Origin of the sequence: Streptomyces sp. NPDC048255 (assembly GCF_040652415.1) — a bacterium.
Taxonomy (GTDB): Bacteria; Actinomycetota; Actinomycetes; order Streptomycetales; family Streptomycetaceae; genus Streptomyces.
The window spans coordinates 46,923-72,445 of sequence record NZ_JBEZMA010000022.1 but is presented as its reverse complement, the minus strand read 5'-3'; the positions used below and the strand labels follow the sequence as shown (position 1 = coordinate 72,445).

The 25,523-nt window shown below is 72.7% G+C and carries 27 protein-coding genes; 19 read left to right on the top strand and 8 right to left on the bottom strand.

Annotated features, from left to right (window positions below; genetic code table 11):
- Nucleotides 1-14: 14 nt before the first annotated feature.
- Nucleotides 15-761, bottom strand: coding sequence for a TetR/AcrR family transcriptional regulator (locus AB0D94_RS19230; RefSeq protein WP_362052947.1), 747 nt, complete (start codon nucleotides 759-761; stop codon nucleotides 15-17).
- 225 nt (nucleotides 762-986) lie between these two features.
- Here AB0D94_RS19230 and AB0D94_RS19225 point away from each other — a divergent pair, with 225 nt between their 5' ends.
- A complete protein-coding gene (locus AB0D94_RS19225) occupies nucleotides 987-1,391 on the top strand; it encodes a VOC family protein (protein ID WP_362052944.1) in 405 nt (134 codons plus the stop codon).
- Here AB0D94_RS19225 and AB0D94_RS19220 read toward each other — a convergent pair.
- The gene (locus AB0D94_RS19220) at nucleotides 1,322-2,056 is read right to left on the bottom strand and encodes a helix-turn-helix domain-containing protein (RefSeq protein WP_362052941.1); all 735 of its coding nucleotides are present in this window, start codon (nucleotides 2,054-2,056) and stop codon (nucleotides 1,322-1,324) included. The genes AB0D94_RS19225 and AB0D94_RS19220 overlap by 70 nt on opposite strands.
- A 123-nt stretch (nucleotides 2,057-2,179) precedes the next feature.
- Between AB0D94_RS19220 and AB0D94_RS19215 the strand changes: the two genes are divergently transcribed.
- The gene (locus tag AB0D94_RS19215) at nucleotides 2,180-3,025 is read left to right on the top strand and encodes a hypothetical protein (protein WP_362052938.1); all 846 of its coding nucleotides are present in this window, start codon (nucleotides 2,180-2,182) and stop codon (nucleotides 3,023-3,025) included.
- Nucleotides 3,026-3,052: 27 nt separating this feature from the next.
- On the opposite strand, the gene AB0D94_RS19210 is transcribed toward AB0D94_RS19215, so the two are convergent.
- Nucleotides 3,053-4,168: a YihY/virulence factor BrkB family protein gene (locus AB0D94_RS19210; RefSeq protein ID WP_362052935.1), complete on the bottom strand. Its 1,116-nt coding sequence runs from the start codon at nucleotides 4,166-4,168 to the stop codon at nucleotides 3,053-3,055.
- Between the two features lie 17 nt (nucleotides 4,169-4,185).
- Here AB0D94_RS19210 and AB0D94_RS19205 point away from each other — a divergent pair, with 17 nt between their 5' ends.
- From AB0D94_RS19205 to AB0D94_RS19135, 15 genes are all read left to right on the top strand, one after another.
- Nucleotides 4,186-5,844, top strand: coding sequence for an acyl-CoA dehydrogenase family protein (locus AB0D94_RS19205; protein WP_362052932.1), 1,659 nt, complete (start codon nucleotides 4,186-4,188; stop codon nucleotides 5,842-5,844).
- 332 nt (nucleotides 5,845-6,176) lie between these two features.
- On the top strand, nucleotides 6,177-7,466 hold the full coding sequence (locus tag AB0D94_RS19200) for a GAF domain-containing protein (protein ID WP_362053041.1): 1,290 nt from the start codon (nucleotides 6,177-6,179) through the stop codon (nucleotides 7,464-7,466).
- Nucleotides 7,467-7,471: 5 nt separating this feature from the next.
- On the top strand, nucleotides 7,472-8,035 hold the full coding sequence (locus tag AB0D94_RS19195) for a GNAT family N-acetyltransferase (protein WP_362052929.1): 564 nt from the start codon (nucleotides 7,472-7,474) through the stop codon (nucleotides 8,033-8,035).
- A 302-nt stretch (nucleotides 8,036-8,337) separates the two neighbouring features.
- Complete coding sequence (locus tag AB0D94_RS19190) at nucleotides 8,338-8,421, top strand: putative leader peptide (protein WP_323181889.1); 84 nt, start codon at nucleotides 8,338-8,340, stop codon at nucleotides 8,419-8,421.
- A gap of 182 nt (nucleotides 8,422-8,603) precedes the next feature.
- Entirely contained in the window at nucleotides 8,604-10,310 is a 1,707-nt protein-coding gene (locus AB0D94_RS19185; RefSeq protein ID WP_362052926.1) for a nitrite/sulfite reductase, read from the top strand.
- The gene (locus AB0D94_RS19180; protein WP_362052923.1) at nucleotides 10,307-10,486 is read left to right on the top strand and encodes a hypothetical protein; all 180 of its coding nucleotides are present in this window, start codon (nucleotides 10,307-10,309) and stop codon (nucleotides 10,484-10,486) included. Before AB0D94_RS19185 ends, AB0D94_RS19180 begins: the two co-directional genes overlap by 4 nt.
- Complete coding sequence (locus tag AB0D94_RS19175) at nucleotides 10,483-11,190, top strand: phosphoadenylyl-sulfate reductase (RefSeq protein WP_362052920.1); 708 nt, start codon at nucleotides 10,483-10,485, stop codon at nucleotides 11,188-11,190. Before AB0D94_RS19180 ends, AB0D94_RS19175 begins: the two co-directional genes overlap by 4 nt.
- Nucleotides 11,191-11,243: 53 nt before the next feature.
- Nucleotides 11,244-11,789, top strand: coding sequence for an adenylyl-sulfate kinase (gene cysC / locus AB0D94_RS19170; RefSeq protein ID WP_362053037.1), 546 nt, complete (start codon nucleotides 11,244-11,246; stop codon nucleotides 11,787-11,789).
- On the top strand, nucleotides 11,786-12,724 hold the full coding sequence (gene cysD, locus AB0D94_RS19165) for a sulfate adenylyltransferase subunit CysD (RefSeq protein WP_362052917.1): 939 nt from the start codon (nucleotides 11,786-11,788) through the stop codon (nucleotides 12,722-12,724). The genes cysC and cysD overlap by 4 nt, the downstream gene beginning before the upstream one ends.
- A gap of 2 nt (nucleotides 12,725-12,726) precedes the next feature.
- On the top strand, nucleotides 12,727-14,067 hold the full coding sequence (locus tag AB0D94_RS19160; protein WP_362052914.1) for a GTP-binding protein: 1,341 nt from the start codon (nucleotides 12,727-12,729) through the stop codon (nucleotides 14,065-14,067).
- Between the two features lie 224 nt (nucleotides 14,068-14,291).
- The gene (locus tag AB0D94_RS19155) at nucleotides 14,292-15,440 is read left to right on the top strand and encodes an aliphatic sulfonate ABC transporter substrate-binding protein (protein ID WP_362052911.1); all 1,149 of its coding nucleotides are present in this window, start codon (nucleotides 14,292-14,294) and stop codon (nucleotides 15,438-15,440) included.
- 34 nt (nucleotides 15,441-15,474) lie between these two features.
- Nucleotides 15,475-16,272 (top strand): ABC transporter ATP-binding protein, encoded by a 798-nt coding sequence (locus AB0D94_RS19150; protein ID WP_362052908.1) that lies wholly within the window; start codon nucleotides 15,475-15,477, stop codon nucleotides 16,270-16,272.
- Nucleotides 16,259-17,167 carry an ABC transporter permease gene (locus tag AB0D94_RS19145; protein ID WP_362052905.1) on the top strand — a complete coding sequence of 303 codons (909 nt, stop codon included), beginning with the start codon at nucleotides 16,259-16,261 and terminating at the stop codon, nucleotides 17,165-17,167. The genes AB0D94_RS19150 and AB0D94_RS19145 overlap by 14 nt, the downstream gene beginning before the upstream one ends.
- Nucleotides 17,168-17,172: 5 nt before the next feature.
- Nucleotides 17,173-17,934 carry a sirohydrochlorin chelatase gene (locus AB0D94_RS19140; RefSeq protein WP_362052902.1) on the top strand — a complete coding sequence of 254 codons (762 nt, stop codon included), beginning with the start codon at nucleotides 17,173-17,175 and terminating at the stop codon, nucleotides 17,932-17,934.
- 149 nt (nucleotides 17,935-18,083) lie between these two features.
- Complete coding sequence (locus AB0D94_RS19135; RefSeq protein ID WP_362052899.1) at nucleotides 18,084-19,430, top strand: ricin-type beta-trefoil lectin domain protein; 1,347 nt, start codon at nucleotides 18,084-18,086, stop codon at nucleotides 19,428-19,430.
- A 126-nt stretch (nucleotides 19,431-19,556) separates the two neighbouring features.
- Here the strand turns inward: AB0D94_RS19135 and AB0D94_RS19130 are convergent, their stop codons facing one another.
- The 4 genes from AB0D94_RS19130 to AB0D94_RS19115 all read right to left on the bottom strand — a co-directional run bounded on the left by AB0D94_RS19130 (nucleotide 19,557) and on the right by AB0D94_RS19115 (nucleotide 22,072).
- Nucleotides 19,557-20,447 (bottom strand): ribosome-inactivating family protein, encoded by an 891-nt coding sequence (locus AB0D94_RS19130; RefSeq protein ID WP_362052896.1) that lies wholly within the window; start codon nucleotides 20,445-20,447, stop codon nucleotides 19,557-19,559.
- A 61-nt stretch (nucleotides 20,448-20,508) separates the two neighbouring features.
- Nucleotides 20,509-21,378, bottom strand: coding sequence for a Crystal protein ET79 (locus AB0D94_RS19125; RefSeq protein WP_362052893.1), 870 nt, complete (start codon nucleotides 21,376-21,378; stop codon nucleotides 20,509-20,511).
- Between the two features lie 82 nt (nucleotides 21,379-21,460).
- Nucleotides 21,461-21,709 carry a hypothetical protein gene (locus tag AB0D94_RS19120; RefSeq protein WP_362052890.1) on the bottom strand — a complete coding sequence of 83 codons (249 nt, stop codon included), beginning with the start codon at nucleotides 21,707-21,709 and terminating at the stop codon, nucleotides 21,461-21,463.
- 165 nt (nucleotides 21,710-21,874) lie between these two features.
- Nucleotides 21,875-22,072 carry a hypothetical protein gene (locus AB0D94_RS19115; protein WP_362052887.1) on the bottom strand — a complete coding sequence of 66 codons (198 nt, stop codon included), beginning with the start codon at nucleotides 22,070-22,072 and terminating at the stop codon, nucleotides 21,875-21,877.
- A gap of 162 nt (nucleotides 22,073-22,234) precedes the next feature.
- Between AB0D94_RS19115 and AB0D94_RS19110 the strand changes: the two genes are divergently transcribed.
- Nucleotides 22,235-23,593 carry a LuxR C-terminal-related transcriptional regulator gene (locus AB0D94_RS19110; protein WP_362052884.1) on the top strand — a complete coding sequence of 453 codons (1,359 nt, stop codon included), beginning with the start codon at nucleotides 22,235-22,237 and terminating at the stop codon, nucleotides 23,591-23,593.
- Here the strand turns inward: AB0D94_RS19110 and AB0D94_RS19105 are convergent.
- Nucleotides 23,586-24,608, bottom strand: coding sequence for a 2-dehydropantoate 2-reductase N-terminal domain-containing protein (locus AB0D94_RS19105; protein ID WP_362052881.1), 1,023 nt, complete (start codon nucleotides 24,606-24,608; stop codon nucleotides 23,586-23,588). The two genes, AB0D94_RS19110 and AB0D94_RS19105, sit on opposite strands and share 8 nt — an antisense overlap.
- A gap of 45 nt (nucleotides 24,609-24,653) precedes the next feature.
- Between AB0D94_RS19105 and AB0D94_RS19100 the strand changes: the two genes are divergently transcribed.
- Nucleotides 24,654-25,499: an aldo/keto reductase gene (locus AB0D94_RS19100; protein WP_362052878.1), complete on the top strand. Its 846-nt coding sequence runs from the start codon at nucleotides 24,654-24,656 to the stop codon at nucleotides 25,497-25,499.
- Nucleotides 25,500-25,523: the final 24 nt, after the last annotated feature.

Here is a 25,523-nt window from a genome sequence, read left to right as displayed (position 1 = left end):
AAGGGGCAGGGGGGTCAAGGAGGGCTCAGGAGCGCGCCGAGCGCTTCCACGACGAGGGCGTCGGGAATGCCCTGCGGATCGAGGCGGTGCTGCATGGCCAGGCCGAGCAGGACGCCCAGGACCAGGGCCCCGGTCTCCTCCGGCGGGCGGGTGAGGGGTGTGCCGGTGGCCTCGCCCCAGTCGGCGAGGCCCTCGCCGAGCTGGGCCCGGATCTCGGCGTAGCGCTGGGCCAGCAGGCCGCCGACGAGCGGCCCGCGGGCGGCGTACAGCCACAGCTCCGCCTCCAGCAGCAGCCAGGAGTCCCCGCGGTCGGGGCGAGGGCGGGTGAGGCTTTTCCACATCGCGGAGAAGTGCACGGCGGGGTCCGCGCTGCCGGCGATCTCGGCGGCGAGCTCCTCGGCGGTGCGCTCCTTCCACACTTCGAGGAGCGCCAGCAGCAGGCCCTCCTTGCCGCCGAAGTGGCTGTAGAGCGCGCCGGTGGTGCGGCCGGCGGCGTCGGCCACCGCCTCCGCCGAGACGGCGTGGAAGCCCTTGCGGGCGAAGAGCTCGGCGGCCGCGTCGATGAGCCGGGTACGGGTCTCCGACTTGCGCCGCTCCTGTCGGCCGGGCGGGGGCGCGGCATCCGGCTCCGCCTGCGGCTGCGGCTCCGGCTCCGGCTCCGGCTCCGGCTCCGGCTCCGGCTCCGGCTCCGGCTCCGGCTCCGGCTGCGAACCGCGGGCATGCGAACCGAGGGGATGCGACCGGCGGTTCGGCGAGGTCATGGACGGCTCCCGGAAGTTATGTCGGCTACCCGATATAACTTGCGCCCGACCCTGACGGTCCGTCAATCCCCGTGCACCGGCCACTGCGGACGGCGACGGCCCCGGACCGTCTCCGGGCCGTCTCCGGACGGTGCGACCGGCGCGACCGACCGGGTCCGGCGGACCGGCCGGGCCATGTCCGTTTCGTTCAAGACGCCCGCGTCCGGGGCTGCCTAGCCTGCTCCCATGACTCCCCGACTCGATGTGATCGGCCTGGTCGTCTCCGACATGGCCGCCTCCCTCGCCTTCTACCGCCGCCTCGGGCTGGACGTCCCCGCCGGGTCCGACGACCAGCCGCACGTCGAGGCCACCCTGCCCGGCGGACTGCGGGTCGCCTGGGACACGGAGGAGACCATCCGCTCCTTCGACCCGTCCTTCACCCCGCCCACCGGCGGCGCCGGCCGCCTCGGGCTGGCCTTCCTGTGCGACTCCCCCGCCGAGGTGGACGCCCTGTACGCCGAGCTGACCGACGCCGGGTACCCCGGGCACCTGAAGCCCTGGGACGCCTTCTGGGGCCAGCGCTACGCCGTGCTCCTCGACCCGGACGGCTGCGAGGTCTCGCTGTTCGCCCCGGCGGAGGCCGCCGCGTAGGTTCCGAGCGTGGTCCCGGCCAGCGCGCGGACCTCGCGGGCCAGGTGCGCCTGGTCGGCGTACCCGGCCACGGCGGCCACCTCGGCGTACGGCATCCCGGACCGGGCCAGCGCGAGGGCGCGGCGCAGCCGGAGGATCCGGCCGAGGGTCCGGGCCCCGTACCCGAAGGCGTCGAGCGAGCGCCGGCGCAGCTGGCGCTCCCCCAGGCCCACCGCCGCGGCGATCCCGGCCACGGCGTCCCCGGCGCGGAGCCGGGCCACGACCTCGGCGGCCAGCGGGTCCGGCGGACCGGCTTCGGCGGCGCGGCGGGCGGCGAGCTCCTCCAGTCCGGCGCACGGGTCCCCGTACCCCGCGACCCGCCCGGCGAGGCGGCGTACCTCCCGGGCCGGCCAGAGGTCGGCCAGTTCGACCCGCCGGTCCCGCAGCAGGTGGGCCGGTACGCCGAGCAGCGCGGGCGCGGCGCCGGGCGCGAGCCGGATGCCGCTGAAGGTGCCGCCCGGGACCTCCCCGGCGGGATGCGGCCCGGTGTCGGGCCCGGCCACCAGCAGCCGCTCCCCGGCCCACATCAGGTCCATGCACCCGTCGGGCAGCACGACCCCGCCGCCGCCCCCGGCGCGCCACAGCACGGCTCCGGGCACGGCTGACGAACGCCTTTCCTCGTACACCCCTCCAGGCTAGGCCGTGTCGCGCCGGCCGGGCCGGCTCCTGCCCGCTTCGAAGATCGTTGGAATCCTCACGGAACCGCGGGTAGGGTCGCCACGACCATTGGTTCCAGGGGGAGTTGAGACGTGACCGGGACAGTCGGGCAGCCCGATCCTGAGGGTGTGCCGCCCAGGCCCGACGAGCCGCCGCACCCGGTGGCCGGGGCGGGAGCGGTCCCGGCCGGGCACCCGCCGCGCTGGGCCTGGTGGGTGATCGGGATCGTCGTCCCGGTGCTGGGCACGGCAGCCACCGTGTTCGCGACGACGGGGAAGAAGGACCCGTCGCCGCCCGCCACGGGTGCGCCGGCGCCCGCGTCTGCATCGGCGCCGTCGGCCGCCCCGGCGTCGGGGCCCCCGGGGTCCGCGACCCCGTCCGTCGGCCCGGTCACCCCCTTGCCCGGCCCCTCCTCCGTCTCGGCGAGCCCGCCGGCCGCCCCGGACCTGTCGGCTCCGGCCGGCTACCAGGTGCGGCAGGGCCGCTGGGGCGTCGCTCCTCCCCTCTGCGGAGGGACCCTGCTCGTCGACCTCGACGCCGGGGTGTCCACGACCGCCGCACTGAGGTCGACCAGCGCCGAGGTGCCCGCGGAGCTGACCGCCCGCACGGAGCTGGAGTACCGGCCCCACTCCCAGGGCTGCGGCATGTCCGGCATCACTCCCTCGTCCACGGAACTGCGGTCGGCCGTCGGCCGCCAGGTGGGCGTGCTGCGCGCGGATCAGCCCCAGACCTTCGAGAACTGCCGGTCGGCCGCCGGGACGGGCTTCGGCGCCGTACGGATGGGGGGCAAGACAGCGCAGGAGCGGGGCCTGGTGCGCGGCGCGGCCCTGTGCTCCGTCACCGACCAGGGCTCCGTGGCCATGGCCCGCGTCGAGGACCTCGGCAGCGACGCCGCCCCGGCCGTGGGCGGGGGGCTCGTAGTCTGGTCCAAGGGCTGATCCGCGTCCCCGGCCCGGTGGCGGGGTTCAGTGCTTGCGCAGCCGCGACGAGTAGTCCTCCGGCGGCAGGAATTTGGACCAGCGCTCCGGGAACTCCGAGGGCATGCCCTCGTCCTCGTCGTCCTCCGACTCGCCCTCCGCCATCGCCCGCCAGGCGGCGGCCCGCGCGATCAGCTGCGCGGCCTCCGCCTCGCGGGCCCGTTCGTTGGCCTCGCGCGCCGCGGCCGTGGCCACGGAGGGCCAGACCCGGTCGATGGCGGCGTTGACGGCCGCGCCGACGAGGACCGCGAAGGCCGAGATGCCGATCCACAGCAGGACCGCCACCGGGGCGGCGAGGGATCCGTAGATCGTCGGCCCTTCCACGGTGTTGGTCAGGTAGATCCGCAGCAGGAACGAGCCGAACACCCACATCGCGAGGGCCACCAGCGCGCCCGGCACGTCCTCGATCCACGGCGAGCGCACGGGTACGGACACGTGGTACAGCGTCGTGAGGAAGACGATGGACAGCAGGGTCACGGTCGGCCAGTACAGCACCGCGATGACTTCCGTGCCCCAGGGCACGAGCCGTACCACCGCGTCCGGTCCCACCACCATCAGCGGCAGCACGATCGCGCCGATCAGCAGCGCGATCACGTACAGGAGGAAGGCCAGCAGCCGGGTCTTGACGATTCCGCGGTGCCCGTCGAGCCCGTACATGACGGTGATGGTGTCGATGAAGACGTTGACCGCCCGGGACCCCGACCACAGGGCGAAGGCGAAGCCGAGGGAGATCAGGTCGGGGCGGCCGCGGCTGGTCACGTCGTCGAGCAGGGGCTTGGCGATGTCGTTGACGCCCCGGTCGGAGAGCACCGTGCCGACGGCTCCCAGGATGTTCTCCTCGATGCTGGCCACGGTGGTGGTGTCGGTCCAGTTGTCCACGTAGCCCAGCAGGCCGAGCAGGCCGAGGAAGAGCGGCGGCATCGAGAGCAGCGTGAAGAAGGCCGCCTCGGCCGCGAGTCCGAGGATGCGGTACTCGATGCACGAGTTGACGGTGTCTTTCAGCAGCAGCCAGGCCATCTTGCGCTTCGATACGTTGCGGTAGAGGGCGCGGGCCCGATGGAGCCGCCCTGGGATCCACTCGGGTGTTTCTTTTGCTGGCTGCACGTCCTTACGGTATCCGCATGGCAGCCACCACCCACACAGTCACCAATCAGCCCCCGCCGCTCGTGGGCCACGACGTCTACGGCGGAGACCGGGCCCTCAGCGAGGGCGTGGAGCGGCATCTCGCCCAGGCGGAGCCGGAACTCCTCGCCCAGGTAAGGGAGGAACTGACCGGCCTCGGGCTGTCCGCGGGCTCCGCGCAGGCCCAGGAATGGGGTACTCAGGCGAACGAGTGTCCGCCCAAGTTGCGGACGCACGACCGGTACGGCAACCGGATCGACGAGGTGGAGTTCCACCCGGCCTGGCACCGGCTGCTCGGGCACGCCGTGACGAGCGGGCTCACCGACGCCTGGGGCCGTCCGGCCGGGCATCTGCGCCGGGCCGCCGGGTTCTTCGTGTGGTCGCAGGTCGAGGCGGGGCACGGCTGCCCCGTCTCGATGACGCACGCCGCCGTGCCGGCGCTGCGGACCGATCCGGCGCTTGCCGCCGAGTGGGAGCCGCGGCTGACCTCGCACGTGTACGAGGAGGGGCTGCGGCCGGCCGGGCAGAAGGCCGGCGCGCTCTTCGGCATGGGGATGACGGAGAAGCAGGGCGGCAGCGACGTACGGGCGAACACGACGGCCGCGGTGCCGCTGGACGCGTCCGGCGAGTACCTGCTGACCGGGCACAAGTGGTTCTGCTCGGCGCCGATGTCCGACGGGTTCCTGGTGCTGGCACAGGCTCCGGGCGGGCTGACCTGCTTCCTGGTGCCGCGGGTGCTGCCGGACGGTACGCGCAACGTCTTCGCGATCCAGCGGCTGAAGGACAAGCTGGGCAACCGGTCGAACGCGTCGAGCGAGGTGGAGTTCGACGGGACCTGGGCGCGGCGGGTGGGCGAGGAGGGCCGCGGGGTGCGGACCATCATCGAGATGGTCGCCGCGACCCGGGTGGACTGCGTCATCGGATCGGCCGCGCTGATGCGGCAGGCGCTGACGCAGGCCGTCCACCACGCGGAGCACCGCTCTGCTTTCGGAGCGGTGCTCATAGACCAGCCGCTGATGCGCAACGTGCTCTCCGACCTGGCCCTGGAGTCGGAGGCCGCCACCACCCTGGCCCTGCGGCTGGCGGCGGCCCAGGACGCGGGCACCGAGCAGGAGAAGGCCTTCCTGCGCCTCGCCGTGCCCGCCGCCAAGTACTGGGTGACCAAGCGCTGTACGCCGATGGTCGCCGAGGCCCTGGAATGTCTGGGCGGCAACGGCTACGTAGAGGAGTCGGGGATGCCGAGACTGCTGCGCGAATCCCCGCTGAACTCGATCTGGGAGGGCTCGGGCAATGTACAGGCGCTGGACGTACTGCGCGCCCTGCAGCGCGAGCCGCAGGCGCTGGGCGCCTTCCTGGAAGAGGTCGGCCAGGCCCGGGGTGCCGACCACCGGCTGGATTCGGCCATCAAGAACCTGCTGACGGAGCTCGCCGACCTGGAGGGCATCGAGGCCCGGGCCCGCCGCGTGGTGGAGCGCATGACGCTGGTGCTCCAGGGGTCGCTGCTGGTGCGGTGGGCCCCGTCCGAGGTGGCGGACGCCTTCTGCGCCTCGCGGCTGGGGGGCGACTGGGGCGCGGCCTTCGGCACGCTGCCGCACAGCCTGGGCCTGGGCGCGATCGTGGAACGGGCGCGGATCACGGGCCCGGACGACGCCCCCTGAGCACTGTCCGGGTGCTTCCCGAGCGGTCCCCAAACCGCTCCGGGCCGGGATCCGGGCCCGTTGACCTGGATCAGGGGTGGCGCCGCGCCGACTCGGCACCACCCCTGGTCCGAGAAGCCCCGAGGAGGAGCTGTCACGCCGCTGGGCGGCGTCCGGACAGTTTCGGTCGGGCGACCGGGACTTGGCGAGAGTTGCATACCGTTGCAACCTTTGAGTCGGCGGCTGCCCGCCGGGGGCGCCGGGGACACGGCGCTCCCGGGACCGTGCGGGCGGCCGCGGTCGTACGTCCTGTTCCGCACGGGGAGGTTCCGGTGGCCGACACCGCAGGCAGCATGGTCGATGTGGCGCGCATCTCGGCCATGGACGCACGGGATGCCGCACGTCTGCTGAAGGGGGTGCGGGCGGCCGCGCTGGCCGGGGACCGGCCGCCGGCCGCGCCGCGCCCGGAGATCGCCGAGTCCTGGCGCCGGATGCTGGCCGGCGGGGTGCACCCGGACCGCGACGCCCGCTCGCGCATGCTGTCGGCGGCGGAGACCGAGGAACGGCGGCACGTGTCACCGCTGCGGGAGATCCTGCCGGTGCTGCGGGAGGGGCTGCTGCCGGCCCTGGACGAGGCCCTGCACATCATGGTCGTCGCCGACGCGGAGGGCCGGCTGCTGTGGCGGGAGGGCCACCGTTCCATCCTGCGCAAGGCGGACCGGCTCGGCTTCTCGGTGGGCGCCGACTGGGACGAGGCCGTGGTCGGCACGAACGGCGTGGGCACGGCCCTGGTGGCCCGGCGGCCGGTGCAGGTGTTCTCGGCGGAGCACTTCGTCTCCAGCCACCACGACTGGACCTGCGCGGGGGCGCCCGTACGCGACCCCCGGGACGGGCGGCTGCTGGGCGTGGTCGACGTCAGCGGGCCGCTGGCCACCATGCATCCGGCGACGCTGGCCTGGGTGAGCTCGGTGGCCCGGCTCGCGGAGCGGGAGCTGCGGGTCCGCCACCTGGAGTCGCTGGAGCGGCTGCGGGCGGTGGCCTCCCCGCTGCTGGCCCGGCTGCCGGGCCGGGCCCTGGCGGTGGACCCGCACGGCTGGACGGCGGCGGTGACGGGGCTGGCCCCGACGGACCGCGTGCCGCTGCCGAAGGCGTTCGGGCCGGGCCGGGTGTGGGTGCCGCAGCTCGGGGACTGCGTGGTGGAGCCGCTGCCCGGCGGCTGGCTGCTGCGGATCGCGGAGGACCGTACGGACGCCGCGGTGACCCGGGTCGTCCTGGACCTCAGCCGGGCGGGCGCCTGGTCGGCGACGGTCTACGGGGCCGCCGGGAGCTGGTCGCAGGAGCTGAGCCCGCGCCACGCGGAGCTGTTGTTCCTGCTCGCGGAGAGCCCGCGGGGGCGCTCGGCGGCGGAGCTCTCGGCGGAGCTGTTCGGCGACCCGACCCGCACGGTGACGGTCCGCGCGGAGATGTCCCGCGTACGGCGCCACCTGGCGGGCGTCCTGACCCATCGGCCGTACCGCTTCGCCGCGGAGGTCGAGGTGGAGCTGATCCGCCCGCAGGATCCCGCCGCGCTGCTCCCGCACTCCACGGCTCCCGCGGTGATCAGGGCCCGCCTGGGCCACCGGGGGTCCGGCATGGTTCCCTGACGTGCATGAGCACCATCACCCTCACCACCTGGTCCCTGGAAATGACCTCCGCGTCGGACCTCGTCCCGGCGGCCGTCCCGGGTCCGGAGATCACGATCGCCCGCGCCGAGGTCCCGTCCCCGGAGTTCAGCCGCTTCCTCTACGCCTCCGTGGGCGGGGACATCCACTGGACGGACCGGCTGTCGCTGACCCGCGCGCAGTGGGTGGAGCAGCTGGACCGGCCGGGCGTGGAGACCTGGGTCGCCTACGACCGCGGCACCCCGGCGGGGTACGTGGAGTTCGACCCGCAGGACGACGGTGTGGTGGAGATCATCTACTTCGGCCTCCTCCCGGACTTCCGGGGCCGCCGCATCGGCGGGCACCTGCTGTCGGTGGGCATCGCCCGGGCGTGGGACCTCGCGTCGCGCTGGCCGGACCGGGAGCCGACGCGCCGCGTCTGGCTCCACACGTGCAGCCTGGACGGCCCGACGGCGATGGACAACTACCTGCGGCGCGGCTTCAAGCTCTTCAAGACGGAGACGGAACCCATGGAGGAGGCCCCGACGCCCGGCCCCTGGCCCGGCGCGTAGCCCCTCCGGGGTCGGTCCGCCGGCTCCCCTCCGGGGTCGGTCCGCCGATCCCTGCCGGAGCCGGGCCGGGTCTGCCCCCAGGCTCGGCTGCGCGAGCCCGGCTCCGCCGGGACCCGGGGCTCCGCCCCGGACCCCGCTCCTCAAACGCCGGAGGGGCTGGACTGTCCGAGGCGCGGGGACGGAAGCCGCGAGGCGGCGCAAAACGCGTGACCCCCGTCACGGCGTCCCAGGATCCGGGACGACTTCGTCCGTATTGTGGACAGTAGTGGACTCCTCCAATCGGCACATGACACGCTTCCGCCATGAATGGAGCTGGAATTGCCTTGGTGAGTCGGCGGCACGTCGACCTCGGCCGCATGTCCAGCGCCATGTGTCCGGCCTGCTGACGGAACCAGCCACAGCCGTAGACACCCCTCAAGCCCCCTGAGGCCGAGTACCGCCACGCCCACCGGCACGACGGCGGCACTCAGCCGCACCCGCCTGCAGCGTCGCAGGTCACCGCAGTACCAGGGGTCACGCCGCCGCTCCCCCTGCCCTGCCTTGAGCCGTTGAAGAAGGACGTACCGTCATGGCCGCCACCCCCGAAACGCCCGCTGCCGCCCCCGCAGCCGCCGCGCGCCGCAAGAGCGGCCGTCACCGCGGTGAGGGCCAGTGGGCCGTCGGACACCACACGCCCCTCAACGGCAACGAGCAGTTCAAGAAGGACGACGACGGTCTCAACGTGCGGACACGCATTGAGACGATCTACTCCAAGACGGGTTTCGACTCGATCGACCCCAACGACCTGCGCGGCCGCATGCGCTGGTGGGGCCTCTACACCCAGCGCAAGCCCGGGATCGACGGCGGCAAGACCGCGATCCTGGAGCCGGAGGAGCTGGACGACAAGTACTTCATGCTGCGCGTGCGCATCGACGGCGGCCGGCTGACCACCGAGCAGCTGCGCGTCATCGGCGAGATCTCCCAGGAGTTCGCGCGCGGCACCGCCGACCTCACCGACCGCCAGAACGTGCAGTACCACTGGATCCGGATCGAGGACGTCCCGGAGATCTGGCGCCGCCTGGAGGCCGTCGGCCTGTCCACCACCGAGGCCTGCGGTGACACGCCCCGCGTCATCCTCGGCTCGCCGGTCGCCGGCATCGCCCAGGACGAGATCATCGACGGCACCCCCGCCATCGACGAGATCTACCGCCGCATCGTGGGCAACCCGGACTTCTCCAACCTGCCGCGCAAGTTCAAGTCGGCGGTCTCCGGCTCGCCGCTGCTCGACGTGGCGCACGAGATCAACGACATCGCCTTCGTCGGCGTGACCCACCCCGAGCACGGCCCCGGCTTCGACGTCTGGGTCGGCGGCGGCCTCTCCACCAACCCCAAGCTGGGCGTGCGCCTGGGCACCTGGGTCTCGCTGGACGAGGTCCCGGACGTCTACGAGGGCGTCATCTCGATCTTCCGCGACTACGGCTACCGCCGCCTGCGCACCCGAGCCCGGCTGAAGTTCCTCGTCGCCGACTGGGGCCCGGCCAAGTTCCGCCAGGTCCTGGAGGACGAGTACCTGAAGCGGAAGCTGACCGACGGCCCCGCGCCCGAGCAGCCCTCCGGCCAGTGGCGCGACCACGTGGGCGTCCACCAGCAGCAGGACGGCCGCTTCTACGTCGGCTTCGCGCCGCGCGTCGGCCGCGTCGACGGCGCCACCCTCACCAAGATCGCGGACGTGGCCGAGCAGCACGGCTCCGGCCGGCTGCGCACCACCGCCGAGCAGAAGATGATCGTGCTCGACATCGAGGCCGACCAGGTCGACTCGGTGGTCGCGGCCCTGGAGGCGCTGGACCTGCGGGTCAAGCCGTCCCCGTTCCGCCGCGGCACGATGGCCTGCACCGGCATCGAGTTCTGCAAGCTGGCCATCGTCGAGACGAAGGCGCGCGGCGCCTCGCTGATCGACGAGCTGGAGCGCCGCCTGCCGGACTTCGCCGAGCCGCTGACCATCAACATCAACGGCTGCCCGAACGCCTGCGCCCGCATCCAGGTGGCGGACATCGGTCTCAAGGGCCAGCTGGTCCTGGACGACGACGGCAACCAGGTGGAGGGCTACCAGGTCCACCTGGGCGGCGCCCTCGGCCTGGAGGCCGGCTTCGGCCGCAAGGTCCGCGGCCTCAAGGTCACCTCGGAGGGCCTGCCCGACTACGTCGAGCGGGTCGTCAAGCAGTACGAGGAGCAGCGCGAGGACGGCGAGCGGTTCGCGGCGTGGGTCGCCCGCGCGGACGAGAAGAGCCTGTCGTGAGCGAGCGCGCCGCACCGTTCTACTGCCCGTACTGCGGCGACGAGGACCTGTTTCCGAACGAGACCGGTCACGGCGCCTGGGAATGCCGGGCGTGCAACCGGGCCTTCCAGCTGAAGTACCTCGGGCTGCTGTCCCGGGGTGTTCGGTCCGACGCAGCTGGAGGGGAAGAGATATGACGACGGTTCAGGAAACCGGGACGAGGAACCTGAAGGAACTGGCCGAGCAGGCGGGCCGGGACCTGGAGGACGCCTCCGCGCTGGAGATCCTGCGCTGGGCGGCCGACACCTTCGGCGAGAAGTTCGCCGTGACCTCCTCCATGGAGGACGCGGTCGTCGCCCACCTGGCCTCCCGGGTCCGCCCCGGCGTGGACGTGGTCTTCCTCGACACGGGCTACCACTTCGAGGAGACCATCGGCACCCGTGACGCGGTCGAGGCCGTGATGGACGTCAAGGTCATCACGCTCACCCCGCGCCAGAGCGTCGCCGAGCAGGACGCCCAGTACGGGCCGAAGCTGCACGACCGGGACCCCGACCTGTGCTGCGCGCTGCGCAAGGTCAAGCCGCTGGAAGAGGGCCTGACCGCGTACGAGGCGTGGGCGACGGGCCTGCGCCGCGACGAGTCCCCGACCCGGGCTAACACCCCGGTCGTCGGCTGGGACGAGAAGCGGCAGAAGGTCAAGGTCTCGCCGATCGCCCGCTGGACCCAGGACGACGTGGACGCCTACGTCGCCGAGCACGGCGTACTCACCAACCCCCTGCTGATGGACGGTTACACCTCCGTCGGCTGCGCCCCCTGCACCCGCCGGGTCGCGGAGGGCGAGGACGCCCGGGCCGGCCGCTGGGCCGGACGGGGCAAGACCGAGTGCGGACTGCACGGCTGATGACGAGCGCACGGCTGATGACGAACACCACGGAACCGACGGAGAAGAAGCAGATGAGCGTGAGCGACCAGGGCGCCACCGTGTGGCTGACCGGGCTGCCGAGCGCGGGCAAGACCACCATCGCCTACGCGCTGGCCGAGCGGCTGCGCACCGAGGGCCACCGGGTGGAGGTCCTCGACGGCGACGAGATCCGCGAGTTCCTCTCCGCAGGCCTGGGCTTCTCCCGCGAGGACCGGCACACCAACGTCCAGCGGATCGGCTTCGTCGCCGAGCTCCTCGCGAGCAACGGCGTCAAGGCACTCGTACCGGTGATCGCGCCGTTCGCGGACAGCCGGGAGGCCGTCCGCAAGCGGCACGCCGCCGAGGGCACCTCGTACCTGGAGGTCCACGTGGCCACCCCGGTCGAGGTCTGCTCCGAGCGGGACGTGAAGGGTCTGTACGCCAAGCAGGCGGCGGGCGAGATCTCCGGTCTGACCGGGGTCGACGACCCGTACGAGGCACCGGAGTCCCCGGACCTCCGTATCGAGTCGCACACGCAGTCCGTGCAGGAGTCGGCCTCGGCCCTGCACGCGCTGCTCACCGAGAGGGGTCTGGCATGACGACCACCGTCGCACACGTCCACGACGAGACGGATGCGCCCTACGCGCTGTCGCACCTCGACGCCCTCGAGTCGGAGGCCGTGCACATCTTCCGCGAGGTGGCGGGCGAGTTCGAGAAGCCGGTGATCCTTTTCTCCGGCGGCAAGGACTCCATCGTCATGCTGCACCTGGCGCTGAAGGCGTTCGCGCCGGCGCCGGTGCCCTTCACGCTGCTGCACGTCGACACGGGGCACAACTTCCCCGAGGTGCTGGAGTACCGCGACCGCACGGTCGAGGAGCACGGGCTGCGCCTGCACGTGGCGTCCGTCCAGGACTACATCGACGCGGGCAAGCTGCGCGAGCGTCCGGACGGCACCCGCAACCCGCTGCAGACCGTCCCGCTGACCGAGGCGATCCAGCAGCTCAAGTTCGACGCCGTCTTCGGCGGCGGCCGCCGCGACGAGGAGAAGGCCCGCGCCAAGGAGCGGGTGTTCAGCCTCCGCGACGAGTTCTCCCAGTGGGACCCGCGCCGCCAGCGCCCCGAGCTGTGGCAGCTCTACAACGGCCGCCACGCGCCCGGTGAGCACGTGCGCGTCTTCCCGCTCTCCAACTGGACCGAGCTGGACGTGTGGCAGTACATCGCCCGCGAGGGCATCGAGCTGCCGGAGATCTACTTCGCCCACGAGCGGGAGGTCTTCCAGCGCAACGGCATGTGGCTGACGGCCGGCGAGTGGGGCGGCCCGAAGGAGGGCGAGACGCCCGAGACGCGTCTCATCCGCTACCGCACCGTCGGTGACATGTCCTGCACCGGCGCCGTCGACTCCGATGCCGCCACGCTGGACGCCGTGATCGCCGAGATCGCCGTCTCCCGGCTCACCGAGCGGGGCGCGACCCGCGCCGACGACAAGATGTCCGAGGCCGCGATGGAAGACCGCAAGCGCGAAGGGTACTTCTAGAAATGACCAGCACCACCGAGCAGTTCGCCGACCTGTCGGCGACCACGCTGCTGCGCTTCGCGACCGCCGGTTCCGTCGACGACGGCAAGTCCACCCTGGTGGGCCGGCTGCTGCACGACTCGAAGTCGGTCCTGACCGACCAGATGGAGGCCGTCGAGGCCGTCTCCGCCCAGCGCGGCCAGGACGCCCCCGACCTCGCGCTGCTGACCGACGGCCTGCGGGCCGAGCGGGAGCAGGGCATCACCATCGACGTCGCGTACCGCTACTTCGCCACCGCGCGCCGCCGGTTCATCCTCGCGGACACCCCGGGGCACGTGCAGTACACCCGCAACATGGTCACCGGCGCCTCCACCGCCGACCTGGCCGTGGTCCTGGTCGACGCCCGCAACGGCGTGATCGAGCAGACCCGCCGGCACGCGGCCGTCGCGGCCCTGCTGCGGGTCCCGCACGTGGTCCTGGCCGTCAACAAGATGGACCTGGTGGGCTACGCGGAGCCGGTCTTCGCGGCGATCGCCCAGGAGTTCACCGCGTACGCCTCGGACCTGGGCGTCCCGGAGATCACCGCGATCCCGATCTCGGCCCTGGCCGGGGACAACGTGGTCGAGCCGTCCGCGAACATGGACTGGTACGGCGGCCCGACGGTCCTGGAGCACCTGGAGACCGTCCCGGTCAGCCACGACCTGACGGCCTGCCCGGCGCGCTTCCCGGTGCAGTACGTGATCCGCCCGCAGTCCGCCGAGCACCCCGACTACCGCGGCTACGCGGGCCAGATCGCCTCCGGCGTGCTGCGCGTCGGCGAGGCCGTGACGGTGCTGCCCTCGGGCCGTACCAGCACGATCGTGGGCATCGACGCGCTCGGCGAGAGCGTCGACATCGCCTGGGCCCCCCAGTCGGTGACGCTGCGGCTCGCGGACGACATCGACATCTCGCGCGGCGACCTGATCGCTCCGTCCGTGAGCGCCCCGGCCACCACGCAGGACGTCGAGGCGACGGTCTGCCACGTGGCGGACCAGCCCCTGGCCGTCGGTGCCCGCGTGCTGATCAAGCACACGACGCGCACGGTCAAGGCGATCGTCAAGGAGATCCCCTCGCGGCTGACCCTGGACGACCTGTCCCAGCACCCGAACCCCGGGCAGCTCGTGGCCAACGACATCGGCCGCGTGGTCGTCCGTACCGCCGAGCCGCTCGCGCTCGACGCGTACGCCGACTCGCGCCGCACCGGGTCCTTCCTGCTGATCGACCCGGCCGACGGCACCACCCTGGCGGCGGGCATGGCGGGCGAGTCCTTCGCCTCCAAGGCCGAGACCACCGTCCAGGCGGATGAAGAAGGGTGGGACTTCTAACCCATGCTCTCCGACATCTACTCCACCTTCGCCAAGGAAGGCGGCCGCGTAGGCAGCGGCCGCCTCGGCAGCGGCCAGGGAGGGGTGGCGCGATGTGCGCGATGACCGAATCGCCGTCGGCATCCCGCAGTCGCACCCACACCCCCCACGAGCTCCACCCGGCCCTGCTCCACAGACGAAGACCCGCGTCGTGATCGCACGGCGCTCCGAGAGGAAGTCCTCCCGTGCCTGCCACCGGTACCACCCGCACTGCACTTTCCCGTAAGACCGGCCTGCGCCGCGGCATCGCCGCCGCTGCCGCCCTGCCGCTCCTGATCGGTGCGCTCGCCTCCTGCGGCTACGGCTCCGAGGCCAAGAAGGACGAGCCCAAGGACAAGGCCGCCAACGTGGCCGGCACGGGCGAGAAGCTCTCCGCCTCCGAGGTCCGCATCGGGTACTTCCCGAACCTGACCCACGCCACGGCGCTCGTCGGCCTCCAGGAAGGCCTGATCGAGAAGGAACTGAACGGCACCAGGATCAAGCCGCAGGCCTTCAACGCCGGCCCCTCCGAGATCGAGGCGCTCAACGGCGGCTCTCTCGACATCGGCTTCATCGGCCCCTCGCCGGCCATCAACGGCTACGTGAAGTCCAAGGGCTCCAACCTGCGGATCATCTCCGGTTCCGCCTCCGGCGGCGTGAAGCTCGTCGTGAACCCGGACAAGATCAAGACCCTGGACGACCTCAAGGGCAAGAAGATCGCCACCCCGCAGAAGGGGAACACGCAGGACGTCGCGTTCCTCAACTGGATCTCCGAGAAGGGCTGGACGGTCGACCCGGAGTCCGGCAAGGGTGACGTCTCCGTCGTCCGCACGGACAACAAGGTCGCCCCGGATGCCTTCAAGCAGGGCTCGATCGACGGTGCCTGGGTGCCGGAGCCCACGGCCTCCAAGCTCGTCTCCGACGGCGGCTCCGTCCTCCTCGACGAGACCGCCCTGTGGCCCGACAAGAAGTTCGTGATCACGAACATCATCGTGTCGCAGAAGTTCCTCAAGGAGCACCCGGACGTGGTCGAGGCCGTGCTCAAGGGCACCGTGAAGACCAACGAGTGGATCAACGCCAACCCGGACGAGGCGAAGGCCTCGGCCAACGCCAAGCTGGAGGCGGAGAGCGGCAAGCCGCTCGACGCCAAGGTGCTCGACCCGGCGTGGCCCAGCATCGCGAGCACCGACGACCCGCTGGCGTCGACGCTGAAGACGCAGGCCGACTGGGCGGTCAAGGCCAAGCTCATCGAGCAGCCCGACCTGTCCGGCATCTACGACCTGACGCTCCTGAACAAGGTCCTGAAGGCCGCGGGCAAGCCCGAGGTCTCCGACGCCGGTCTCGGCGCCAAGTAATCCCGTACTCCAGCAACCCCAGGAGGTGACGACCATGGCCACCACGCTTGCCAAGGCTGCCGAGGGCACCGTAGCGGAGCAGCACACGCACGCCGCGCGCATCGAGCACGTCTCGAAGTCCTTCTCCGGCCCGGCCGGATCGCAGCTCGTCCTGGACGACATCAGCCTCGATGTCGCTCCCGGAGAGTTCGTCACCATCCTGGGGGCCTCGGGGTGTGGCAAGTCCACGCTGCTGAACCTGGTCGCGGGTCTGGACAAGCCGTCCGTGGGGTCCATCGAGACCCCCGGCGGCCGTCCGGCGCTCATGTTCCAGGAGCACGCCCTCTTCCCGTGGCTGACCGCGGGCAAGAACATCGAACTCGCCCTGCGGCTGCGCGGGGTGGCCAAGGCCGACCGCAAGCCGGAGGCCGAGCGGCTGCTGGAGCTGGTCCGGCTCGGCGGCGCGTACGGCAAGCGCGTCCACGAACTGTCGGGCGGCATGCGCCAGCGCGTGGCCCTGGCCCGGGCCCTCGCCCAGGACAGCCGGCTGCTGCTGATGGACGAGCCGTTCGCCGCGCTCGACGCCATCACCCGCGACGTGCTGCACGGCGAACTCACCCGCATCTGGGCGGAGACCGGCCTGTCGGTCCTCTTCGTCACCCACAACGTGCGCGAGGCCGTGCGCCTCGCCCAGCGCGTGGTCCTGCTCTCCTCCCGGCCCGGCCGGATCGCGAAGGAATGGACCGTGGACATCCCGCAGCCGCGCCGCATCGAGGACGCGGACGTCGCGGAACTGTCCCTCGAGATCACTGAACAACTGCGTGGGGAGATCCGCCGCCATGGCCAGCACTGACATCGATCCCCAGTACAAGAAGGGGACCAAGGCCGGCGCGGACGACCTCGCCGGTCTGGAAGCCGGTCTGGACGCCCTCGACGCGGTCGAGACCCACCGCACCCCGGTCCGCGAGGTCCTCCTCAAGAAGGTCCTGCCCCCGCTCCTGGCCGTCGGCCTGGTGCTGCTGGTCTGGCAGCTCCTCGTCATGGCGAAGGTCACCGACGAGACCAAGCTGCCCGCCCTGTCCGCCGTGTGGGACAGCCTGTCCGACATGTGGCTCAAGGGCACCCTGCTGGAGGTCATCTGGACCAGCGTGTCCCGCGGCATGCTCGGCTTCCTGCTGGCCCTGGCCATCGGCACCCCGCTCGGCCTGCTGGTCGCCCGGGTCAAGTTCGTCCGCGCCGCGATCGGCCCGATCCTCCAGGGCCTTCAGTCCCTTCCCTCGGTCGCCTGGGTGCCCCCGGCCGTGCTCTGGTTCGGCCTCAACGACGCCATGATGTACACCGTCATCCTGCTCGGCGCGGTCCCGTCCATCGCCAACGGCCTCGTCTCCGGCATCGACCAGATCCCGCCGCTGTTCCTGCGGGCCGGCCGCACCCTGGGCGCCACCGGCCTGCGCGGCGCCCGGCACATCGTCATGCCGGCAGCGCTGCCCGGCTACCTGGCCGGCCTGAAGCAGGGCTGGGCCTTCTCCTGGCGCTCCCTGATGGCCGCCGAGATCATCGCCAGCTCCCCCGACCTCGGTCTGGGCCTGGGCCAGCTGTTGGAGAACGGCCGCAACAACATCGACCTGCCGGGCGTGTTCCTCGCGATCATCCTGATCCTGGTCGTCGGCATCGCCATCGACCTGCTGATCTTCAGCCCGGTCGAGCGGTGGGTGCTGCGCAGCCGCGGCCTGCTGGCGAAGAGCTGAGTCCCGTGTTCAGCACACCTGCCCTGCTGGTCATCGCCCACGGCAGCCGCGACCCGCGGCACGCGGCGACCGTGCACGCCCTCACCCGGCGGGCACGGGCGCTGCGGCCCGGGCTGCGGGTGGAGACGGCCTTCCTGGACTTCAACACCCCGTCGGTGGGACAAGCCCTGTCGGCCCTCTACCTGTCGGGCGTACGGGAGGTCGTCGCGCTGCCGCTGCTGCTGACGCGCGCCTTCCACGCGAAGTCCGACATCCCGGCCGCACTGGCCGAGTCGACCTCGCGCCTGCCGGGGCTGTCGGTGCGGGTGGCTGACGTGCTCGGGCCGTCCCCGCTCCTGCTCGGCGCCCTCGAACGCCGGCTCACCGAAGCCGGCCTCACCCCGGCGGACCGCTCCACCACCGCGGTGGTGCTCGCGTCCGCCGGATCCACCGACCCGGAGGCGATCGCAGTGATCGCTGAAACCGCGCGGGAGTGGCGGCACACCGGTTGGTGCGCCGTGCGGCCTGCGTTCGCCTCCGCTGCCCTGCCCCGTACCGAGGACGCCGTACGGGCCCTGCGCGCCGAGGGCTTCGAACGGGTGGCGGTGGCCCCGTACGTCATCGCCCCCGGCCGCCTCCCGGACCGCATCGCGGCCGGCGCCGAAGCCGCGGGTGCGGACGTCCTCGCGGACGTGCTGGGCGCGGCCCCGGAACTGGCCACGCTGCTGCTGCGCCGCTACGACGCGGCCGCTGCCGCGCCGGCGAGGCTGCCGGCCCTGACCGCGTAGAGCATCTGTGCGCTGAGCCCCCGCGGGCCGTCAACTGGGCGGCCCGCGGGGGCTCTTCGCCGTCCTGACCTATCATCTGTTCGATTCCCGCCGCCCCGGACGTGGTCCGGGGGCAGGGAGTCGATCCATGATGAAAGGGCAACAGGCACTTGGGATTCACAGGCAAACGCCGGATATCCGTCGTCGCGGCGGCAGCCGTGGCCGCGATCGTGGGAGGACTCCAGCTCTCCCCCACCGCCTTCGGCACCGAGGACACCGGGCCGAAGGCCGCGAGCGAGCAAGAGGTGTCGGCGCCGCTGCCCGGGGAGGCACCCGACGCCCACCACGAGGACTCCGCCCTCTACGGCAGCGACCACACCGGCTTCGAGAACGGGGTCATGTCGCTCGGCCCCACCACGGCGGGTCCCGCGTCGAGGGCGGCCGCGGCCGCGGCCACCCCCGCCCCCGCCCCCGCACCGCCCCAGGGCGAAGGGTGGAAGCTGGTCAGCGCCACCAAATGGCTGCCGACCGGCTACACGATCAAGTTCTACGACCAGAAGTCCGCCGACTGGCTGGCCCCTTACGTGAAGGCCTCGGCCGCGGACCTCCAGCGCATCACGAACCTGCCGGTCACCGTCGACACCAAGCCGGTCGGCTGGGAGTACCAGCGCCCCAGGGGCGAGGTGGTCATCGGTGTCCTGCACCGGCCGTGCCTGCCGCCCGCCGGGGAGGGCAGCATGGGCAACTCGGGCTGGAAGGTGGTCCACGACGGCTCGGGAAACGCGAACCTGAGCTGCGGGTTCACCAACTCCACCTTGCCCGAGACCGTCACCAGCGGGCACGCCTACATCGACAGCGAGTTCTTCACCCCGGCCGGCAAGCCGACCGCCGCCATGGGCGAGACGTACATGCGCAACCACATCAGCCACGAGCTCGGGCACACCCTGGGGCTGGCGCACGCCAACCGCAGCATGACCAAGAGCGACTGCGTCAAGGGGACCGACTCGGGCCAGTTCCCCGTCATGTGCTCGCCCGCGTACGCGTACCAGGACGCGCGCGCCGGGACCTACGTGCAGCAGTTCGACGTGCAGGGCCTGCGCAGGCTGGCCGCGGGCGCGGGCGCCACCCTGTCCCCGCAGGGCAGGGTCGGCGGACTCGGCGGCAAATGCCTGGACGCCAGGGGCGGAAAGGCGGCCAACGGCACGCAGATCCAGCTCTACACCTGCAACGGCTCGGCCGCGCAGTCGTGGATCCTGGGCAAGGACGGCACGTACCGCGCCCTCGGCAAGTGCCTGGACAACGCGCGCAACGCCACCACGAACGGCAACAAGATCAGCCTCCACGACTGCAACGGCACGGCGGCGCAGCGCTGGTCCCTCAACGCCAAGGGGCAGATCGTGCACGTCGCGTCGGGCAAGGTCCTCGACGTGGCGGGCGGCGTGAACGCCAACAGCACCCCGGTCCAGCTCTACACGGCGAACACCGGCAAGGGCCAGGTCTGGGTCACCCCGAAGTAGCCCCGCCCCGGCCCTGTCCGGGCGGTCCGCCCCGACAGGGCCCGCGCCATCCGAAGGAACGGCCCGGCCCTCACGGCCCGACACCGCCCCGTACGGGACCCGTACGGGGCGGTGCGCTGCCCGCCGCTACCTCTGGTCGCTGCGCAGCATGGCGATGTAGCGCGTCGCCTCGGCGTAGGTGGTCACGGTGGCGCCGCCGATGTCGGTCGGCGACGGGCGAGAGCCGTTGCGCTCCTGGTAGATCCACCGGGAGCCCCGCCCCCAGTCGTTCTGCTCGGCGGCTTGCTGGGCGGTCAGGGAGGCACCGCCCCCGAGGGCCTGGCGCACCGTGCCCTCGATGTTGCGGAAGCGGGCCGACTCGGAGGTCAGGGCGATCGCGGCGACCAGGTCGTCGCGGATGTCGTTCGCGTTGCCCCCGTCGCGGGCGAACGTCCACAGGACGTTCATGTCGCCCCACACCCCGTTCGGAGTGAGCCACAGCTGCCTGCTCTGGGTCTGGCCGTGCTCCAGGCTGTGGTTGCCCCCGTAGCGCCCGCTGTAGGGCAGGACGATGGCGTTGCGGCCGAGCGCGTGGCCGAGGTCGTAAGGTTCCTCCTCCCCGACCTGGCTGAACTGGACGACGTTGCCGGCGTTGCCGGTGGAGAAACCGCGCAGGTAGAGGTTGTTGGCGGTGAGGTAGAGCGTGACCGTCCGCCTGACGTTCTGACTGTTTTCCGTCCAGCCGTAGGTGACGTTGACCGCGATGACCTCATTGCCGCGGCTGGTCTCCCACACGGCGTCCGAACCGGAGCCGCCCACCATGGTGCCGGTGTTGCGCAGCGACCTGATGAAGTCCGAGTAGCGGGCGCGCAGGGTGTTGGAATTGGTCGAGGTCAGGTCCCAGCTGACCGTGCGGACGGGGACCTGGAGGGCGGAGACGGAGGCTGCCTCGGGCCGGGAATCGGCGGCCTGGGCGGCGGGAGCGGCCACGGCCAGCAGGGGCAGGCACATGAGTGCCGCGACGAGGGGCTTGTGCATCGGGGTGTTCCTCATTCTGGTGGATGCCGGTGACGTGCGGGGGTGGGGCGGGGTCGGTCGGTCAGCTGACCGTGAAGACGACGTCGGCGTTCCTGCCGCCGCCGCCGGCCTGGGCGCAGGAGTGGCCCGCGGGCACCTGGCAGTCGTAGGAGTTGCTGCCGGCAAAGGGGTTGTTCCAGTGGAAGACGACCTTGCCGCCACCGGACATCTGGTACTCGGCCGAGCCCTCCGTCCCGGTGGCGAAGCCGTCGGACTCGCTCCGCCAGCGCGCCACCGCGCCGTTGTTCAGGACCGACGGGGGCAGGCTGTCGCCGCTCCAGATGCCGTGGTCCAGGCCCGCACCGGTCCGGGCCAGCAGGGCGCCGGACTGGTTCACCACCGTGACGCGGACGCTGCGCGCGGGGTTGACCGCGAGGGCTCCGGCCTCTGAGAGGGCCGCGGCCCGGGCGGTGGACTTCGCCCTCAGGGTGAAGTTGACGGTGGCGTTGTTCCCGCCGCCGCCCGAGCGGCTGCACTCGTAGCCCTCGGGGGCGTCGCAGCTGTAGGAGTTGCTGCCCACGTAGGGGTTGTTCCAGCGGATGGTCACGTCCTTGGCCGTACCGGCGATGTTGTAGGACACGTGGCCCTCGGTGCCGGTGGCGAACCCGCAGGACTCGCTGCTCCAGGACCCGGAGACGGTCTTGGCGATGGCGTCCGGCGGCAGGCTGTCCCGCGACCAGCACCCGTGGTCCAGGCCGGAGCCGGTGCGCAGCAGCTGGCGGCCCGTGCTGTTGGCGAAGATGACGGATGTGCTGCGTTCGGCGGACTGGACCGAGGCGCCGTCCGGGGCGGGGGCGGCCTGTGCGGCAGGGGCGAGCGCGGTCGCGCCGCCGGCCAGAGCTGCCAGGAGGGCGGCGGAGGCGGACCACCGGGCACGGATGATTCTGGACATGTGCACGCCAAAGCTTCCTTCGTGTGAGTGGGTGTCGGTGGGTGGGGCGGGCGGTCGGGCGGGGCCGGAGGCGGGCCGTCCGTCAGTCGACGTACCAGAGGAGGTAGCGGCTGGAGCTGTCGTTGGGGTTGCACTCGTAGCGGCTGTACAGACCCAGTCCGACGGTGAGCGAACCGGCCTGGTTGCACTGGGCGTAGCTCGCGTACGAGCCGCCGTAGATCCGGTACTCCTCGGCGCTCGCGGCGCCGGAGGAGACGGCCACGAGGGCGGCGGCGGCGCAGAGGCCGGCGGCCAGTCTGCGGGGGGTGGTTCGGGGCATGGCGAAGCGCACGGGGAACACCTTTCCGTTGATTGTCGGAGCCGTGCACCGTGCACGGCGGCGCACGGGGAGCCGGACGCGTCCTTCGACGCGCCTCTGGCGACCGGGTCGGGCCCACAACCACCCAACCGACAGCGGATGGAGTCCGCTGCCCCCGCGCCCGGTCTCCCGGGCGGCTCAGTCGAGCGGCTTGCCGGGGCACCAGGAGTCGCCCCAAGCCGTCGTCACGAGGCACTGCTTGTTGCCGTGCCCGCCGCCGGACGGGTCGGTGGCCGTCGTCCCGTGCACATCGGCGGTGGCCGCGGCGGCGCCGCCCCACACGATCCCCGCGCTCAGTACGACCGCGAACAGTGTCCGCACCACGATTGCGCGCATGGCGTCAATTCCCCTCGTTTCGGCGATAGTTCGGCCACAGCGGGCGGTGCTCCTGGTCGGGGAGCCGTCCCTGCCGTGGTCACCACCCTCCCAGTGGGTGGATGGCACATGCATCCCCGAAGAGGGATCATGATCCTGCCAGGCACGTTTAGGAGGCATGCGATGGAGACGGACAGCGGACCCGGCACGGCGGCCCAAGTGCCCGGCCTCGACAGCGCGGCGGTCCTGCTCTACCGGTGGACGGTCGTCCACGAACGCCTCACCCCGGCGACCCTCGCGCAGGCCGCGGCCGAGACCGGAGTGAGCCCGCGGGCCTGTCTGGCGGCCGTACGGTCACTCACCGACTCCTGCCTCCTCACGGAACTCCCCGCCGACGGCGGGGCGGGGAAGCCGGCCGGCTGGCAGCCGGTGAGCCCCCAGGCCGCCACCGCGCAGCTGCTGTCGGACCGCGACACCGCCCTGCGCGCGCAGGAGGAGGCACTGCGGGAACAGCGCCGGGGCATCCAGCTGCAGCGCGACGGGCTGGCTGCGCTGATGCCGGTCTACCTCCAGGCCCGCCAGCACGTCTTCCCCCAGGGGACCATCGACCACCTGCCGGACAAGCTGGCGGTCCGCTCGCTGCTGTCGGAGGTGATCGACTCCTGCCGCAGCGAGGTGCTGGTCTCCAAGCACGGCGGCTCGTTCCCGCCCGCGGCGCTGCGGGAGGCGCTGCCGCGCGACCTGGCGGTGCTCGGGCGCGGCATCCGGATGCGGAGCCTGTACCAGCACGCGACGCGGTTCGACCAGCCCACGCGGCTGCACGCGGAGCAGCTCATCGGGGCGGGCGCCGAGATCCGGACGCTGCCTGAGGTGCTGCCGCAGATGATCGTGGTGGACGGGTCGCTGGCCCTGTTACCGGCCAGGTCGGGCGGTGCGCTGCTGATCCGGGAGCCGGACCTGCTGGCCTATTTACTGGAAGTCTTCGAGCGGGACTGGGAGAACGCCGCTCCGTTCGCGACGGGGCCGCAGGCCGCGCACGACGTGTCCAAGACGATGAAGCAGAGCATCCTCGTGCTGCTCACCAAGGGGCTCAAGGACGAATCCATCGCGCGCCGCCTGGGCATCTCCCTGCGCACCTGCCGCCGTCACGTCTCCGAGCTGCTGGAGGGGCTCGGCGCGCACAGCCGCTTCCAGGCCGGGGTCATCGCCGAGCGCCAGGGCCTGACCGACCACCCGGACCGCCCCGCCCGGGCCGACGCCGCCGCGTCCGCGCCCCTGCCCGCGCAGGCCGCGCCCGCGCAGGCCGCGCCCGCCGCCGGTGGGCTCGCGGTCGGCCCGGGGTGTCCCGGGTGCGGCGGGGCGGTGGCCGTGCCCGCCGCGGGGCCGAGCCGGGCCGGTGGGCGCCCGCCCCGCTACTGCTCGCCCCGCTGCCGCTCGCGCGCCTACCGGGCCCGGCTGAAGGAGCAGGGGGCCGGGCCGGGTGACGGCGGCGCCGCGGCGGACGGTACAGGCGTCACGAAACCCGCCGACCGCGTCACGTAACCTCTAGGCCCTGTCCGGCGCGGGCCGCGGCCTCGTCGGCGAGGGCCGTCAGGTCCTCGACGGACATCGCGCCCGGCGGGAGGGACTCGCGCGCGAAGATGTTCGCCGCGTGGCGCAGCACGTCGTTGACCGGGGTCGGCACCCCGTGCAGACGGCCCAGCAGGCAGATCTCCCCGTTGAGGTAGTCCGCCTCCACCGACCCCGTACCCCGGGCCAGGCTCTGCCACGAGGAGCCGCCACGGACGCCCGGCGGCTGGTCCACCTTGCCGTCGCGCGCCGCGGCCTGCTCGGCCTCGGAGGCGTAGGCGATGCCCGCGGCGGCGAAGGCGGCCTTCGCCTCGCGGACGGCCCGCAGCACCAGCGCCGCCTTCGCCGGGTCCGGCTCGGGGCCGGTCGTCGCCTGGACGGCGTTGCCGAGGTTCCCCAGCAGCTTCGCGTACTTCCACCGCATCACGTCCTCGACCACGGGCGCCTCGAAGCCGGCCTTCTCCAGGTCGGCCGCGATCCGCCGGGCCCGGTCGTCGGCGCCGCCGGCCGCCGGGCCCAGGTGCAGGATGCCGGTCAGGGGTGCACACAGGGCCGAGACCACGCCCGGCTCCAGGAAGGTGGCGGGCAGCCACACGCACACCCCGTACACCCGCGCGAAGCGGCGCAGCGCCAGCCGCTCGCTCTCCACGCCGTTCTGCGCGCACAGCAGCGGCAGCCGCTGCGCCGCCGTGCCGCCGCCCGCGACCTCCGCGTCGCCCCACGCGTCGAGCGCGGCGACCGCGTCCTGGGTCTTCACCGCGAGGAGCAGCACGTCGTCGGGGCGCAGCTCGCCCAGTTCGGCCGGTCCGGAGACCACGGGCAGCCGGTGCACCCGGGGGCCGGCGGCCGTGGTGAGGCGGAGTCCGTCCGCCCGCAGGGCTTCCGCGTGCGCGCCGCGCGCGACGAGGACTACCTCGCCGCCCGTCTCCGCGAGCCGTCCGCCGATGGTGGCGCCTACCGCGCCCGCGCCGATGATGATGTACCGCATGGCCACGAGCCTGGCACATCCCGGGCCCTGCGCTACCGTCGGGGCATGGTGCACACGAGCTTCACCCTCGGTGGGGACCTTCCCGTACGGCGGCTCGGACTCGGTACGGGAGGCCTGGTCGGCCCCGGCTACTGGGGTCCGCGCGGCGGCCGGGCCGAGGCCCGGGAGCTGCTGCGCACGGCGGTGGAGCGGGGGGTCACCCTCATCGACACCGCCGACAACTACGGGCCCGAACTGGCCGAGGAGCTGATCGCCGACGCCCTCCACCCGTACGGGGAGGAGCTGGTCGTCGCCACCAAGGGCGGGGTGGTGCGCACCGGGCCCGACCAGTGGCATCTCGCGGGCCGCCCGGAGCAGTTGCGGGCGATGTGCGAGGCCAGCCTGCGCAGACTGCGGGTGGAGCGGATCGGCCTCTACCAGCTGCACCGCTTCGACCCGTCGGTGCCGATGGCGGAACAGCTGGGCGCACTGGCCGAGTTGCGGGCGGAGGGCAAGATCCGGCACATCGGCCTGGACACGGTCACCGCCGGACAGCTGCGGCTGGCACGGGAGTCGGTGCCGGTCGCCTCGGTGCAGAACCCGTACAACCTGCTGGACCGGAGCTCGGCGGAGGTACTGGAGCTGTGCGAGGCGCACGGGATCGCCTTCCTTCCGTACTACCCCCTGGGCAGCGGGGCCCTGACCCGCGAGAGCGCGGCGGCGGTCACCGCGGTGGCCGCCGCGCACGGCGCGGGGCCGGGCCAGGTCGCCCTGGCGTGGCTGCTGCACCACTCGCCGGTGCTGTGCCCGACGCCGGGTACGGGTTCACCCGTACACCTGGCGGAGAACCTGGACGCGGCCACCGTCCACCTCACCCCTGCCGAACTGGCCCTGCTGGACGCACTGGTCTGACCCGGGGCGGGCGGGCAGCCGGGC